The sequence below is a fragment of the Ornithinimicrobium panacihumi genome, assembly GCF_052073805.1.
GTDB classification, from domain to species: domain Bacteria; phylum Actinomycetota; class Actinomycetes; order Actinomycetales; family Dermatophilaceae; genus Ornithinicoccus; species Ornithinicoccus panacihumi.
This window is the reverse complement of the sequence record NZ_JBQGWG010000012.1, coordinates 26575-40662: the sequence shown is the minus strand read 5'-3', so window position 1 is coordinate 40662 and position 14088 is coordinate 26575. Positions and strand designations below refer to the sequence as shown.

Sequence of the window (14088 nt, the reverse complement as noted above, 5' to 3'; positions counted from 1 at the left end):
TCACCCGGGCGTGCCCGAGGAGAGCACGCGCCTGCCCTCGAACGCGCGCCCCAGGGTGACCTCGTCCGCATACTCCAGATCGCCGCCGACCGGCAGACCGGACGCGAGCCGGCTGACCCGCACCCCGTCGAAGGGGGCGAGCATCCGCGCCAGGTAGGTGGCCGTCGCCTCGCCCTCGAGGTTGGGATTGGTGGCGATGATGACCTCGCTGACCTGGCCGTCGGCCAACCGCGCGACGAGCTCGCGCACCCGCAGGTCCTCCGGCCCGACACCGCCGATCGGGTTGATGGCGCCACCGAGCACGTGATAGCGCCCGCGGAACTCCCGGGTCCGCTCGATGGCGGCCACGTCCTGCGACTGCTGCACCACGCAGATCAGGCCCGCGTCCCGGCGCGGATCCTGGCAGATCCGGCACTCCTCCGCCTCGGCGACGTTGCCGCAGATCTGGCAGAACTGCACCTTCTCGCGGATCTGGATGAGGGCGTCGGAGAGCCGGGTGATGTCGTCAGGATCGGCCTGGAGCAGGTGGAAGGCGATCCGCTGCGCGCCCTTGGGCCCCACGCCGGGCAGCCGGCCGAGCTCGTCGATCAGGTCCTGGACCACACCCTCATACACAAGGATCGACTGTATGCGGTGTGCCCGGGTGGGTGCGCCAGGCGCGCTCGGGAGCGGGGCTGGGTGAGCTCGGGCGGGTCGCGGCCCAGAGTCCTCCTCCGCTCTCCCCACGGCCGCGGTGTGGGGCCTATGGTGGGCCTTATGAGCGAGGTCGACAGCGACGGCTGGGGCGTGCTGGCGGAGGAGATGCACCAGGAGGTGCGGACGTTCTTCGCGTCCGTGGACGAGGTGACGTCGGGGGAGGCGCCGGACTCGGCCCTCCCGGTGCTGCTGCTGGCGCTGGGTCAGCTGTGCGGGGCCGGAGCTCGCATCGGGGCACTCGTGGACGTCATCCCGGAGGAGAGGTTCGAGCCCGACGCCGGGCCCGACCAGGACCTGGAGCGCACGCGGGAGTCCCTGCACGCACTGCTCGGCGGGCTGGACCACTACTGCGACCTCGAGGACCCCGTCCTCTCCGGAGAGGTCACGGATGGATCCTTGGCGGCGGACCTCGTCGCGATCGCCGCCGACCTCCAGCACGGGCAGGCCCACTACGAGGCCGGCCGTGCCACGGAGGCCATGTGGTGGTGGCAGTTCAGCTATCTGTCGTCGTGGGGCGAGCGCGCGGCCAGCGCCCTGCGGGTCCTGCTGACCCTGCTCGCGCACGTGCGTCTCGATGCCTCCGACGAGGACGTCATGGAGGCCGAGATGGCCGCCCTCCACGCCGTGGACTGAGCGGAGCGCGCGACACCCCGCCTGCCGCCCGCCATCTCCCCCTCGACCGGCGACACGGTCTGCACCGCAGCGGCGACACGGTCTGCCGGCCTACGGGTTTGCTCGCTGTGAGCGAGCAAACCCGTAGGGCCTGGCTTGACGCTCCGCGTCCCGTCGCTGTCCTGGCCGACAGCCCCTGCCGGCCGAGGTCGGGCCTACGGGCCGGAGGTGGGTTGGGCTCAGGCCAGCTCGTTGGGGTCGGTGGCGGGGTCCAGCGGGGCGCCGGAGCGGTAGGCCGCCCGACCCAACGCGTTGGAGGCGACCGAGGACATCACCACGAAGCCCCCGACGGCCACCAGCGCCTTGAAGAGCGCCAGCCCGTCGAAGCCGTCGACCGCGACGCTGTTGACGTAGATCCCTGCCACGATGGCGGGCATGCCGACGCCGGTGGCGCCGCTGAGGACGTTGACGCGGGAGACGCCGTCCCGCACGCGGAGCATGCCGACGGCGCTGGCGAGCACGAACAGCGCCCCGCCGATGCAGAGCACGCCGACGACGATGATGACGGCCAGGTTCTCGCTCATCGGCGCCCCCTCGTCAGGATGCGGGCCAGGGAGACCGTGGCCAGGATGCCGATCATCGATGCGAGGACCGCCACGTCGAGGGTCACGGCGGAGGCGACGGCCATCCCGCCCATCAGCAGCATCCCGACGGCACAGAAGTAGACCAGGTCGCTGACCGCGGCCACCGAGGCGTCGTCGGTGGCGGTCCGCAGCCGCACGAGCCCGACGACCGCCGACAGCACGAGGATCGCGGTGGTGGCGATGACGACGTAGATCACAGCTCCACCGCCATCGCCTCGTCGGCGCCCGCCACGCCCCGGGTCATCTTCAGCAGCCGGTGCTCCATGTCGCGTAGCCCGTCGACCAGCTCGTCACGGTCCTGCCCGTAGAGCGCGTGCACGAACAGCGTCGGCGGGCGGTCGCCGACGGCCGGCGCGATGCCCAGCGTGACCGTCCCGGGGGTGATCGTGATGGAGGAAGCCATCATGCTGATCTCCAGGTCCGTCTCGCAGTGCAGGGGCAGCTCGACGATCGCGGGCGAGACCTTCAGTCCCGGTGTCATCACGTCCCTGGCCACCTCCACGGCCCCGGAGACGACCTCCGCGACGATGTAGCCGGCGTAGGACAGGGTGTGCAGCGGTGAAATCATCCGAGCACCGCCTGCACGTAGGGGGCGAGGTCCATCAGACCCTGGGCGGCCCGGCTGGTCAGGCCCATCAGAGGACCGGCCAGCACGAACATCGCCAGCTGGAGCACCACCAGCCCGGCCGCCGGCGCGAACAGCAGCGGCCGCACGCGCACGTCCGCGGGCAGCTCCTGCCGGTCCGCGCGGCCGGTCTCGGGGGAGTCGGGACGGTAGGTGGTCATGTCCGGCCCCCAGAAGACTCCGACCCACAGGCGCTGCATGGACACCAGCGCACCCAGGGCCGCCACGCAGATGAGGGTGATGAGGACGACCTGCGCCGAGCCCCCGGCCCCGGCCGCGGCCTGCACCAGGGAGAGCTTGCCGATGAAGCCGGACGAGGGCGGCAGGCCCACCAGCGACATCAGCGCCAAGGCGTAGCAGATCGTGAGCAGCACGTCCCGGCGCACCAGCCCGGAGAGCCGCTCGTAGCGGCCCGACCCATAGGTCTGCTCGATCGCTCCGGCGCCCAGGAGCAGAGCCCCCATCGTCACCACGTGGTGCAGGAGGTAGAAGATGCCGGCGGCCAGGGACAGCTCGGTGAAGATGACCAGGCCGAGCAGGATGTGCCCGATGCCGGCGATCATCTGCCAGCTCAGCGCCCGGCGCATGATGTGCTCCCCGAGGCTGCCGTAGGCGCCGACGACGATCGTCAGGCCGACCAGGACGGCCAGGATCAGCCCCCACGGCGGCTCGCCCTCGTAGAGGGTCGCCACGATCCGGTAGATCGCGTAGACCGCCACCTTGGTGTGCAGCGCCGAGAACAGCGCCATCACCGAGGCCGACGTGCCCGGGTAGGTCCGCGGCAGCCAGGTGTGGATCGGCACCACGGCACCCTTGACCGACAGCGCCAGGAGCACGATGGCCGAGCTGAGCGCCGTGCGCGGGTCGCTGACCGCGGCCCCCGCCAGCACGGCCAGGTTGACCGAGCCGGCGGTGGCGTAGACCAGGCCGACCCCGATCAGCAGGATCGTGCTGGTGAGCAGGTTGATGATGACGAAGGTCCGGCCGATCCCCAGCCGCCGCCAGGTGCCCGTCACCGCGATGAGCGCGTAGGAGGGCAGCAGCATGACCTCGATGAAGACGAACAGGTTGAACAGGTCCCCGGTCAGCAGGGCGCCGTTGACGCCACCCAGGAGCATCAGCACCAGGGGCGGCACGAGGCGGTAGCGGTCCTCGCCGGTGAGCATCATGAAGACCAGGCAGGCCAGCGAGGTCACCGAGGTGACCAGCAGCATCAGCGCGGTCAGGGTGTCCGAGACGAAGGGGATCGCGATGCCGGGGGCGAAGGCGCCGACGTTCTCGGCCAGCACCGGCGTGCTCCGGTGCAGGCGCAGCAGGTCGACGGCGGCCAGCGAGGTCAGCACCGGGACCGCCACGAGCAGAAGTCGTTGACCGATCACGCTGCGCAGCACGACGGCGAGCGCGGCCGCGCCGATCGGCAGGGCTGCCACGAGGGGGAGGAGAGCGCCGGTCATCATCGGTCGTGGTTCTCCCCGGTCTCGGGGTGCTTCTTGGTGTCGTCGTTGTGGCCCAGCACGGCGAAGGCCAGCATCAGCACGGTGACGGCGAGCGTGATCACGATGGCGGTCAGCACGAAGGCCTGCGGCAAGGGGTCACCGGCCACGTCCACGGAGGTCCGGTCGAGCAGGGGCTCACCGCGCCAGGCGTTGACGCCGACGGTCAGCAGGGTCAGGTTGGCGGCGTGGCTGAGCAGCGCCAGGCCGAAGATGATGCGCACCATGCCTCGCTGCAGCATGAGATAGACCGCGCCGGTGGTCAGCACACCGATCGTGATGGGCAGGATCATGACCCGTCCTCCTCGCGGCCCCGGACGGACCTGCCACCGGACCCGAGACCGGACTGCAGCAGGCGCGAGCGCCGGTTGACCTCGAGCAGCGACGCCTCTTCGGCGGTCTCCCCGCGCGAGCTCTCCATCGGCCCGCTCACCTCGCCCTCGACCGACTCGTCGGCGCGCTCACGGGTGCCCTCGTCCGTCTCCGTGGCGCCGAGCAGGTTGAAGGCCTCCATGACCAGCCCCAGCACCGCGAGGTAGACACCCAGGTCGAAGACCATCGCTGTCGTCAGGTGGGCGTTGCCGAGGTGGGTGCTCAGCGGCTGGAGGAAGGAGGAGCCGCCGAGCATGCCCCATACCCCGCTGAGCACGGCGGTGATCACGCCGGCGGCGACGAGCCGCAGCGGGAGCCGGGGTGGACCGATCTGACGGTCGCGGGCCGAGCTGAGGTAGACCAGCGCGACGATGGTGGACCCGACCAGCGCCGCGATGAAGCCACCGCCCGGCGCGTTGTGCCCGCGCCAGAAGAGGATCAGCGAGATGGCGGCGAGGACGGGGACGGTGAGCTTGACCAGCAGCTGCATCGGCACCGCGTTGCCCCAGGCTTCCTGGATCGCGAGGTATGCGGTGCTGCCCCTCTCTCGCAACGGCACCTCGGGGAGGGGGACGTGGTTGGGGTCCGCCTCCGGCGGCGGGTCGAGGAAGCGGTGGCGGATGGTGGACAGGACGGCGACCATCGCCACGGCGGCCATGCCGAGCACGGTGAGCTCGCCGAAGGTGTCCAGCGCGCGGAACTCGACGAGGATCACGTTGACGACGTTGTTGCCGCCGGAGACCTCGTAAGTGTTCTCGAGGAACCACAGGGCCACCTCGCTGCGCTCGCGGCGGCCGGTCAGGGCCCAGACGCCGACGCCGACGGCCAGGCCGGCGCTGACGGCGACGACCAGGGCCGCCCGGTTGCCCCACCGGGGGCCACGCCCGAAGCCGAGGGGCAGCCGCTGCAGGACCAGCATGATCATCAGGACGGTGAGGGCCTCCACGAGCAGCTGGGTGAGCCCGACGTCCGGGGCGCCGAGGGCGAAGATCTGGACCGTGGCCGAGATGCCCACGGCAGAGAGCGCGACGACCGCCGCGAGCCGGGACTCGGCGCGGCACAGGATGAGCACCGCGCCGGCCACCACGGCCAGGACCGCCACGTCGATCCAGCGCCACAGGCCGGGCTGCGCCGGGGAGAGCTGGTCGGTCGCGACGAGATAGCCCACGCCGCCCAGCACGACGGCGACCAGGCTGAGGAACTGTGCGACCAGGTGGCGCGTGGGGTTGTCGGCCCGGACGGATGCGGCGATGACGCCGCCGACCCGGGCTGCGCCGTCGGTGAGGACGCGGATGGCGTCGGCGCCGTCGAAGGAGAAGGTGTCCTTCTCGAGGCGGGGGAAGAGGGTCCGGCGCCGGGCGATGACCACGAGGCCGGCCAGGATCACCAGCAGGGAGGCGATGAGCTCGAGGTTGACGCCGTGCCACAGGGCCAGGTGGACGGCCTCGCCGCTCGCGGGGTGCATCGCCGCGACCGCCTGCGTCACCGGGATGTCGAGGACGCCGACGACGAGGGCCAGGGGCAGCCCGGCCAGGATCGGCAGCGCCGCGAAGACCCCCAGCGGCCACGGGGTCGCGTGCAGCGGCCGGTCTTCGGGCCAGCGCTCGTGGCCGCGCCCGTCGACGAAGCCGTTGAAGACGATCTTGGCGCAGTAGGAGAAGGTGACCACGGCCGTCAGCACCCCGCCGGCCAGGGCGGCCCAGCCGGCCCAGGCCCCTCCGGGGGCCTCGCGCAGCGCGGTGAAGACGCCTTCTTTGGAGATGAAGCCGAGCATCGGAGGCACGCCGGCCATCGACGCGCAGCCGAGCACCGTCGTCCAGAACGCCAGCGGCATGGCCCCGCGCAGCTGCGGCAGCCGCCGCACGTCGCGGGTGCCGGTGGCGTGGTCGATGACGCCGATCATCATGAACAGCCCGGACTTGAAGAGAGCGTGCGCGATGACGTGCACCATCGCGGCGGCCAGCGCCCACTCGGTGCCGACGCCGATGGTGGCCACGATCAGACCCAGCTGGCTCACCGTCGAGTAGGCCATGAGCTTCTTCAGGTCGGTCTTCTGCAGGGCGAACCAGCCGCCCAGGCCGCAGGTGAACAGGCCGACCGTGATGAGCAGGACGTTCCAGACCGGCACGTCGTGGAAGGCCGGGGAGAAGCGCATCAGCAGGAAGATCCCGGCCTTGACCACCGCGGCCGCGTGCAGATAGGCGCTGACCGGGGTGGCCGCGGCCATCGCGTCGGGCAGCCACACGTGGAAGGGGAACTGCGCAGACTTGGTGAAGGCGGCCAGGATCACCAGGAGCGCGACACCGGTGGTGAAGCCCGGGTTGGTGCTCCACACCTCGTGCGCGAGCGCCTCGCTGAGCGTGGTCGTGCCGGTGCGGACGGCGATGGCGGTGACGGCCGCCAGCAGGCCGAGCCCGCCCAGGAAGGTCACCAGCAGGGTCCGCATCGAGGCGGCCTCACCGCTGAAGCCCGAGCGGGCGATGAGGAAGAAGCTGGCCAGCGAGGTCAGCTCCCAGCACAGGAAGAGCAGGAGGAGGTCGTCGGCCAGCACCAGCCCCACCATGGAGACGGTGAAGATCGCCATGTAGAGGTAGAAGGAGAGGTTGCGACCGGCCGACAGGTAGGACGTCGAGTAGGCCAGGACGACGGCGCCGATGACCAGCGCGATGAAGGTGAAGACCGTGCCGAGCCCGTCGGCGCGCAGCGCCAGCTCCAGCCCGAGCTGGGGGACCCACGGCATCGACCATTCGACGGTCCCCCCGGCCATCACGGCCCGGGCCGCCGGCAGGTAGGCGGCCGCTGCCCCGAGGTAGATCGCGGCCAGCGGCCATCCCGCGTGCCGTCCGAGCCAGCTGGTGAGTGGGAAGCTGGCGACGACGGCCAGGGCGCACAGGGCCAGCGTCCAGATCAGGCTCATGAGTCGACCCCCGTGATCCGCCCCCTCACGGGCACCCGACGGGACGGGCGCGGGGCGCGTCCGGTCATGGGCATGGATTCACCCTATACGGGGGTGGTCCGGCTCCTGAGCAGGTGGCTCAACGGTGGGCCGGGCTCAGCCGGAACTTGCTCATCACGTAGCCCCGCAACGCCCGGACCAGCAGCAGCCCCGTCAGGATCCAGCCGAGCAGGTGGGCCCAGCCGGGGTCGGCGATGAAGATGAGCACCATCGCGACCAGGACGGGGACGAGATAGCGGAAGGTCCAGACCACGTAGCCGCCGAACGAGGGCATCGGCACCCCGTGGCTGTCCGCGACGGCCTTGACCATGAAGTTGGGGCCGTTGCCGATGTAGGTGATGGCGCCGCAGAAGACCGCGCCGAGGCTGATCGCGACCAGGTAGGGCTCGTAGACTCCGGCGACGGCCGGCTCGCCGCCGAGCTCGCGCGCCATCTCGAAGAAGGTCAGGTAGGTCGGCGCGTTGTCCAGGACGGCCGACAACCCACCGGTGAAGACGAAGAAGGTGACCTCGTTCAGCGGCAGGCTGGGCGCGATCTGGGCCAGGTAGCGCAGCGCCGGGATCATCGTCAGGAAGATGCCGATGAAGAGCGCGGCCACCTCCTGGATCGGGCCCCACTTGAAGTTGTTGTCGACCCACCGGGCCGACTGACTGCCGGTGCGCAGCGACAGGATGCTCACGCCGATCATGACCAGCTCGCGCCAGGGGACCCAGTCGGTCAGGGAGGCGTGCCCGGTCTCGATGGAGTGCAGGTCCAGGCTGGGCAGGAAGGCGACGGCGGCCACGACCATCCCGAGGTAGAGGAAGTGGATCCCGCCCCGGATGCGCAGCGGCTCAACCTCCTCCAGGTCCTTCTTCTTCACCAGGGCCGGCTCGAGGGCGTAGAGCCGTCGGTCCAGCCCGATGAAGGTCACCAGCAGCAGGATGTTGACGAAGAGCCACATCGGGAAGAGGGTGAAGGTCCAGGTGAAGGGCACTCCCCGCAGCATCCCCAGGAACAGCGGCGGGTCACCCAGCGGGGTCAGCAGCCCGCCGCAGTTGGCGACGATGAGGATCGCGAAGATCACGGTGTGGGCACGGTTGGTGCGCCCCCGGTTGGTGTTGAGCAGCGGCCGGATGAGCAGCATGGCCGCCCCCGTGGTGCCGATGAAGCTGGCCAGCACGCCACCGACGGCCAGGAAGGCGGTGTTGACCTTGGGGGTGGCCCGCACGTCGCCGGCCAGGAAGATGCCGCCGGAGACGACGAAGAGGGCCAGCAGCAGGCAGATGAACTGGCCGTACTCGACCAGCGCGTGCACGACCGCGGCGCCCTCGCCGGCGACGAGGAACCAGAGCGCGACCGGGAGCCCGAGGGCAAGGGCGACGAGGAGCTGGACGCGCTGCTGCTCCCACAGGTGGCGGGTCGCCTCGAGCAGAGGCGCCACGGCGATCGTGCCCAGCATGATCGCGAAGGGGAGGATGCTCCACCACTGGACTTCCACACCGACCTCCGTCCGTCTCGGTCGTCGTGCGCGGCGGCCGATGGCGGCACTCTAGACCCGCGGACACCGGAGCGGGGCGGGAGGTTCGACCTCCCGCCCCGCTCGGGGTGGTGCTCAGGTGACCGCGGGGTATGCGGTCGCGCCGGTCAGGCGGGGACGATGAGTCCCGAGGTGGCCTTCTTGGCGTTGGCCAGGCGGGTCTCGACGTCGCTCCAGTTCACGACATTCCACCAGGCCTTGACGTAGTCGGCCTTGACGTTCTTGTACTGCAGGTAGAAGGCGTGCTCCCACATGTCCAGCATCAGCAGCGGGGTCAGGCCCAGCGGCACGTTGCCCTGCTGGTCCCAGAGCTGGAAGATCAGCGGCTTGGCGCCGATGGAGTCCCACGCCAGGACGGCCCAGCCGGAGCCCTGGATCGTGCTGCCGGCGGCCTCGAACTGGCCCTTGAAGCCGTCGAAGGAGCCGAAGTGCTCGTCGATCAGGCTCGCGACGTCGCCGGTCGGCTTGTCGCCGCCGTCGGGGGACATGTTGTTCCAGAAGACCGAGTGGTTGGTGTGGCCACCCAGGTTGAAGGCGAGGTTCTTCTCCAGCATCGGCACGGTGCCGAAGTCGCCGGACTCACGGGCCGAGGCCAACTTCTCCAGCGCGGTGTTGGCGCCGTCGACGTAGGCCTGGTGGTGCTTGGAGTGGTGCAGCTCCATGATCTCGGCGCTGATGTGCGGCTCGAGGGCGGAGTAGTCGTAGGGAAGGTCCGGAAGGCTGTAGGTGCTCACGGCACATCAACTCCTCAAGATGGGGTTCGGCGGACTTCCTCGACTATAGCCGCGGCGCTCGGAGACGTCCCGGTGAGTATCGTGGACGGCACCGAATGAGAGGTGGTCGCGGTGGGACTGCGGCGGGAGCGCACCCGGGAGATCGTCGAGACCTTGTCCCGTCACGGCCTCGGCTTCCTCGTGGGTGAGGGGGTCGCCGGGAAGGGACGGCCGGAGCGACTGGTCCTGGCCCTGGAGGCGTTGGGCCCCACCTTCGTCAAGCTCGGCCAGGTGCTCTCGACCCGGTCCGACCTGCTGCCCCCGGCCTATACCTCCGAACTGGCGCGGCTCCAGGACTCCGCGGCGCCGGTGCCGACCGCGGACATCCTCGCCGCGATCGAGGAGGAGCTGGGCAGCGCGGACGTCTTCGACCGCTTCGACGCGGAGCCGCTGGCCAGCGCGTCCATCGGCCAGGCCCACACCGCGAGGCTCGACGGGACCGAGGTCGTGGTCAAGGTCCGTCGGCCCGGGGCGGTCGAGACGGTGCGGACCGACCTGGAGATCCTCGAGCGGCTGGCCCACCTCGCGGCCGCCCACTCCGAGCTGGCCCGAGGCTACGACCTCGTCGGCATCGTCCAGGAGTTCGCGACCACCCTGCGCGCCGAGCTGGACTACCTCAAGGAGGCCCGCAACGCCGAGCGCTTCGCGACCAGCCTCGCCGACGACCCGCGCGTCCATGTCCCCCGCGTCTTCTGGGAGACCACGACCTCCCGGGTGCTCACCCTCGAGCGCGTCGAGGGGCTGAAAATCGACGACCTCGCGGCGCTCGGTGCCGCCGGGATCGACCGGCGCGACCTGGCTGCCCGTGCCACCGGCGTGCTGTGCACGATGGTCTTCGAGGACGGCTTCTTCCACGCCGACCCCCACCCCGGCAACTTCTTCGTCGGTGCCGGCGGCGAGCTCGCGGTCATCGACTTCGGGATGGTCGGCGAGCTGGGCGACGAGGTGCGCGACCAGCTCGTCGCCCTCTTCATCAACCTGCTGCGCGGCGACCTCGACCGCACCGTCCGCGCGCTGCTGGAGCTCGTCGGCCAGCCGGAGGACGTGGACCGCCGGGCGCTCGCCGACGACCTGCGTCCGCTGGTCCGGCGCTTCGGCGGGCTGTCGCTGGCCGACCTGGCGCTCACCGAGCTCATCACCGAGGTGCTCGGGCTGGCCCGGCGCCACCGGCTGCGCCTGCCGCAGGACCTCGCCCTCCTCTTCAAGATGCTCCTCATGGCCGAGGGGCTGGGCCGTCGCCTCGACCCCGGCTTCGAGCTGGGTGCGGTCCTGGCGCCCTACGCCGAGCGGCTCGCCCGTGAGCGGCACTCGCCCGAGGCGGTCGCCGAGCGCCTGACGCAGTCGGTCAGGGGGCTGGTCGAGGCAGGTGCCCAGACGCCCGAGACGATGCGCAACCTGGCCCGGGTGCTCGAACGCGGCGGCTTCGACGTCCATCTGCGCTCCAGCGAGCTCGACCACCTCCTGCGCGAGGCAGACCGGGTCGGCAACCGGATGATCGCGGGAGTGATCGCAGCCGCCCTCATCAACGGACTCGGCGGCATCATCGCCTCGGACAGCGGCCGCTGGCGTCGGCTCAAGGGCCCCCTCGTCGTCGGGGGCGGGGCCGCGCTCGGCGCTCTCGGCAGCTACCTCTCCACAGGGACGGTCCGCCGGCGCCCGAGAAGGTGACCCCGGCAGGACGGTCGCCCTGCGCGCCAGGTCGGGGCCTTCGCCCCGCTCAGTCCCGCGCCGGCTCGTCGCTGCAGCACCCCGCCGGCCGAGCCTCCGACACCGTCGCCGCGTCCTTCGCTGCGTGCACCGCGCTGAGCCGGCACAGGCACGAGGCCACGACCGGGACGTCGGCGACCGCTCTGGCGAGCCGGAGCTGTCCCTCGACCAGCCTGGCCTCCTCGTCCCGGCCCAGGGTGGTGAGGCACTCGTGGAAGCCGTGCAGCGCCCACACGTTCCCGGGATGCTGGAGGGTGCGCGGCAGCGTGTCGTCGAGGCCGAGGTCGGCGCGGTAGACCGCGAGCGCCTCCTCGACATGGCCCTGCTCCAGCAACAGTGCGCCGTAGGCGTGCCGGGTCGGCTGCATCCAGCCCCACGGCTCGTCGTAGGGCAGCGTGTCGTCCAGCTCGATCGCGCGACGGAGAGAGGCATAGGCGGTGTCGTGCTCGCCGCGGCGGTACTCCAGCTCGCCGTCCAGCATCGCCGAGGCGACCCCGAGGATGTCCCGGCAGGTGTTGTTGAAGATGGTGCGCGACTCCGGCACCGCCTGGTATGCGGTTCTGAACAGCTCGCGCTCCGCCTCCGCCTCCCCGACGCGCTCCAGGGCGGACAGTGCGACACCGCGCCCGTAGTGCCGCATGGCCACCGTGGTCGCATAGAGCTCGGGGTCGCCTGGCTCGGGGATCTCGAGGATCTCCTCCCAGCGGCCGAATCGGATCAGGGCGTGCACGCGGACCGACAGGAAGCCCTCGAGCCAGTCCGCCATCGGCGGTGACTCTACGCGCAGCAGCTCCTCCGGGATGGACCGCTCCAGCTCCTCGACCGCCTCCATCGCGATCTGGGACTGGCCGGAGAACATCGCGCCGTAGACGATGAAGTGCAGGTTGTGGGCGCGGTAGAGGGTGTAGAAGTTGAGCGGGCCACGCGCCTCGACGAACCGTCGGTCGCCCAGGACGGCCGCCTGGTTGGTGGCGATCACCTGGCGGTAGTCGCCGCAGAGGACGTCGAGATGGGTCGGCATGTGCTGGAGGTGGCCGGCGTCGGGCACGAGGTTGCGCAACCGGTCGGCCACGGTGAGCGCACGCTCGGGGGTGGCCGACATCTCCCACAGGTGGATGTAGAAGTGCAGCGCGCCCGGATGCTCCCGTCCCTCGGTGGTCGCCATGACGCGGTCGAGGATCTCGGTGGCCTCCCTGGCCCGGGACCCCGGTGCGGGTTCTCCGGTGCCCAGGTCCCACAGCTCCCAGGGGGTGAGCATCATCAGCGCGTCGGCGTAGAGCGTCGCCACGTCCAGATCCTCCGGGTGGGCGTCGTAGACCTCACCCATCGCGGCTGCATACCCCTCGTTCCAGATGGAGAAGTCGGCCCCTTCCGCGTCCACCGTGTAGCGGTGCCGCAGCGCCCCGATGAGCGCCTGCTCGACCGGGGACGCGTGCGGCGCCAGCTCCTCGGCCCGCTCGATCGCGTCGTGGGTGCGCTGCACCGTCGTGCGCAGATCCTCCTCGTCGAAGAACTCCCACGGCTTGTTGTAGTTGGGGCCGAGTGCGTAGGCGATGCCCCAGTGCGCCATCGCGCAGCCCGGGTCCGCCTGCGCCGCCTTCTCGAAGCAGCGTGCACCCTCCTCGTGGTTGAAGCCATAGGTCCACACCAGCCCCCGGTCGAACCAGCGCTGCGCCTCCGCCGAGGTCGTCGTCACCGGTCGGGAGTAGGTCCCGAGGTCGAAGTAGTCGTCCACCGTGCTCTCCTGCTCGCCGTCTGCCAGCACTCTGACACAGGGGCCGTGAACTTCGCAGTTCCCCAGGGCTGGCGACGGGGGCGGTCGCTGAGCTTCTCCTCCACGAGGCGGGCGCCAGATATTACTACTGTGGTAGTAAGCAAGGTCCTACCCCGGTAGGATGCTGTCATGAAGGTGAGCGTGAGTCTGAGCGAAGACGATCTGGCGATCCTCGACCGGTACGTCGAAGAAGCGGGCCTCGGGTCGAGGTCCGCTGGCGTCCAGCGGGCCATCCGCCGACTGCAAGACCCGCAGCTCGAGGCGGCCTATGCCGCCGCCTGGGAGGAGTGGGCCGTCGCGGGGGAGGAAGACGCGTGGGCGTCAGCGTCTTCGGACGGGCTCACCGATGCTGCGCGGTGAGATCCTTCTCGTCGATCTGGATCCAGTCCGTGGTAGCGAGGCCAACAAGCGGCGCCCCGTCGTGCTTGTCAGCAATGATCGGGCGAACGTCATGGCTCAACGACTCGGTCGCGGCGTCGTCACTGTCGTGCCCGTCACCAGCAACGTGGAGCGTGTCTTCCCGTTCCAGGTTCTGCTGCCAGCTGCCGAGACAGGGCTGCGGGTGGACTCCAAGGCGCAGGCGGAGCAGGTGCGCTCCGTTGCAGTCGAGAGGGTTGGCCTCGCAGTAGGCCGGGTGCCGCCGCGCCTCATGGCCGCGGTCGACGACGCATTGCGAATCCATCTGCAGCTATGACCCCCAGACGCGGCACGGTCAACCGTGAGCTGCGCAAGATCGACGTGGCCGAGTCGTCTGGCCATGGTCGGGGTGACAGGATTTGAAACTGTCTCTCCTACTCCCAAGGGGCTGGCTCTGGCCTGGGTCACAAGTATCTGACCTGCGATAACGGCTACACTAGCGCGTGAGAGGGTCGGGCACAAGCGACCAGAGGATGGCTCTAGTTATGCCCTAGTTATGC

General features: G+C 70.5%; 14 protein-coding genes. 4 read left to right on the top strand and 10 right to left on the bottom strand.

Annotated features, from left to right (window positions below):
• Complete coding sequence (gene recR / locus ACTMMA_RS11965) at window positions 1-615, bottom strand: recombination mediator RecR (protein WP_441190364.1); 615 nt, start codon at window positions 613-615, stop codon at window positions 1-3.
• Between the two features lie 141 nt (window positions 616-756).
• Here recR and ACTMMA_RS11960 point away from each other — a divergent pair, with 141 nt between their 5' ends.
• Window positions 757-1329, top strand: a complete 573-nt coding sequence (locus ACTMMA_RS11960) for a DUF5063 domain-containing protein (protein WP_441190363.1) — start codon at window positions 757-759, stop codon at window positions 1327-1329.
• 218 nt (window positions 1330-1547) lie between these two features.
• Here ACTMMA_RS11960 and ACTMMA_RS11955 read toward each other — a convergent pair whose 3' ends face one another.
• The 8 genes from ACTMMA_RS11955 to ACTMMA_RS11920 all read right to left on the bottom strand — a co-directional run bounded on the left by ACTMMA_RS11955 (window position 1548) and on the right by ACTMMA_RS11920 (window position 9651).
• The gene (locus tag ACTMMA_RS11955) at window positions 1548-1892 is read right to left on the bottom strand and encodes a cation:proton antiporter (RefSeq protein ID WP_441190362.1); all 345 of its coding nucleotides are present in this window, start codon (window positions 1890-1892) and stop codon (window positions 1548-1550) included.
• Window positions 1889-2149 carry a monovalent cation/H+ antiporter complex subunit F gene (locus ACTMMA_RS11950; RefSeq protein ID WP_441190361.1) on the bottom strand — a complete coding sequence of 87 codons (261 nt, stop codon included), beginning with the start codon at window positions 2147-2149 and terminating at the stop codon, window positions 1889-1891. The genes ACTMMA_RS11955 and ACTMMA_RS11950 overlap by 4 nt, the downstream gene beginning before the upstream one ends.
• Window positions 2146-2520, bottom strand: a complete 375-nt coding sequence (locus tag ACTMMA_RS11945) for a Na+/H+ antiporter subunit E (protein WP_441190360.1) — start codon at window positions 2518-2520, stop codon at window positions 2146-2148. The genes ACTMMA_RS11950 and ACTMMA_RS11945 overlap by 4 nt, the downstream gene beginning before the upstream one ends.
• Window positions 2517-4007 carry a monovalent cation/H+ antiporter subunit D family protein gene (locus tag ACTMMA_RS11940; protein ID WP_441190359.1) on the bottom strand — a complete coding sequence of 497 codons (1491 nt, stop codon included), beginning with the start codon at window positions 4005-4007 and terminating at the stop codon, window positions 2517-2519. Before ACTMMA_RS11940 ends, ACTMMA_RS11945 begins: the two co-directional genes overlap by 4 nt.
• Window positions 4008-4030: 23 nt before the next feature.
• Entirely contained in the window at window positions 4031-4363 is a 333-nt protein-coding gene (locus tag ACTMMA_RS11935) for a sodium:proton antiporter (RefSeq protein WP_441190358.1), read from the bottom strand.
• On the bottom strand, window positions 4360-7359 hold the full coding sequence (locus ACTMMA_RS11930) for a DUF4040 family protein (RefSeq protein ID WP_441190357.1): 3000 nt from the start codon (window positions 7357-7359) through the stop codon (window positions 4360-4362). The genes ACTMMA_RS11935 and ACTMMA_RS11930 overlap by 4 nt, the downstream gene beginning before the upstream one ends.
• Window positions 7360-7477: 118 nt before the next feature.
• Window positions 7478-8878: a sodium:proton antiporter gene (locus tag ACTMMA_RS11925; protein WP_441190356.1), complete on the bottom strand. Its 1401-nt coding sequence runs from the start codon at window positions 8876-8878 to the stop codon at window positions 7478-7480.
• Window positions 8879-9024: 146 nt separating this feature from the next.
• Window positions 9025-9651 (bottom strand): superoxide dismutase, encoded by a 627-nt coding sequence (locus ACTMMA_RS11920; RefSeq protein ID WP_441190355.1) that lies wholly within the window; start codon window positions 9649-9651, stop codon window positions 9025-9027.
• 111 nt (window positions 9652-9762) lie between these two features.
• On the opposite strand from ACTMMA_RS11920, the gene ACTMMA_RS11915 reads away from it, so the two are divergent.
• Complete coding sequence (locus tag ACTMMA_RS11915) at window positions 9763-11358, top strand: ABC1 kinase family protein (RefSeq protein ID WP_441190354.1); 1596 nt, start codon at window positions 9763-9765, stop codon at window positions 11356-11358.
• A 49-nt stretch (window positions 11359-11407) separates the two neighbouring features.
• Here ACTMMA_RS11915 and ACTMMA_RS11910 read toward each other — a convergent pair whose 3' ends face one another.
• Complete coding sequence (locus ACTMMA_RS11910; protein WP_441190353.1) at window positions 11408-13132, bottom strand: tetratricopeptide repeat protein; 1725 nt, start codon at window positions 13130-13132, stop codon at window positions 11408-11410.
• A 168-nt stretch (window positions 13133-13300) separates the two neighbouring features.
• On the opposite strand from ACTMMA_RS11910, the gene ACTMMA_RS11905 reads away from it, so the two are divergent.
• Window positions 13301-13531, top strand: a complete 231-nt coding sequence (locus ACTMMA_RS11905) for a ribbon-helix-helix domain-containing protein (RefSeq protein WP_441190352.1) — start codon at window positions 13301-13303, stop codon at window positions 13529-13531.
• Window positions 13518-13865 (top strand): type II toxin-antitoxin system PemK/MazF family toxin, encoded by a 348-nt coding sequence (locus ACTMMA_RS11900; protein ID WP_441190351.1) that lies wholly within the window; start codon window positions 13518-13520, stop codon window positions 13863-13865. The genes ACTMMA_RS11905 and ACTMMA_RS11900 overlap by 14 nt, the downstream gene beginning before the upstream one ends.
• Window positions 13866-14088 lie beyond the last annotated feature (223 nt).

Coding starts and splice junctions, on each gene's coding strand:
- ACTMMA_RS11960 (WP_441190363.1), top strand. CDS start 757: ATGAGCGAGGTCGACAGCGACGGCTGGGGCGTGCTGGCGGAGGAGATG.
- ACTMMA_RS11955 (WP_441190362.1), bottom strand. CDS start 1,892: ATGAGCGAGAACCTGGCCGTCATCATCGTCGTCGGCGTGCTCTGCATC.
- ACTMMA_RS11945 (WP_441190360.1), bottom strand. CDS start 2,520: ATGATTTCACCGCTGCACACCCTGTCCTACGCCGGCTACATCGTCGCG.
- ACTMMA_RS11935 (WP_441190358.1), bottom strand. CDS start 4,363: ATGATCCTGCCCATCACGATCGGTGTGCTGACCACCGGCGCGGTCTAT.
- ACTMMA_RS11930 (WP_441190357.1), bottom strand. CDS start 7,359: ATGAGCCTGATCTGGACGCTGGCCCTGTGCGCCCTGGCCGTCGTCGCC.
- ACTMMA_RS11905 (WP_441190352.1), top strand. CDS start 13,301: ATGAAGGTGAGCGTGAGTCTGAGCGAAGACGATCTGGCGATCCTCGAC.
- ACTMMA_RS11900 (WP_441190351.1), top strand. CDS start 13,518: ATGCTGCGCGGTGAGATCCTTCTCGTCGATCTGGATCCAGTCCGTGGT.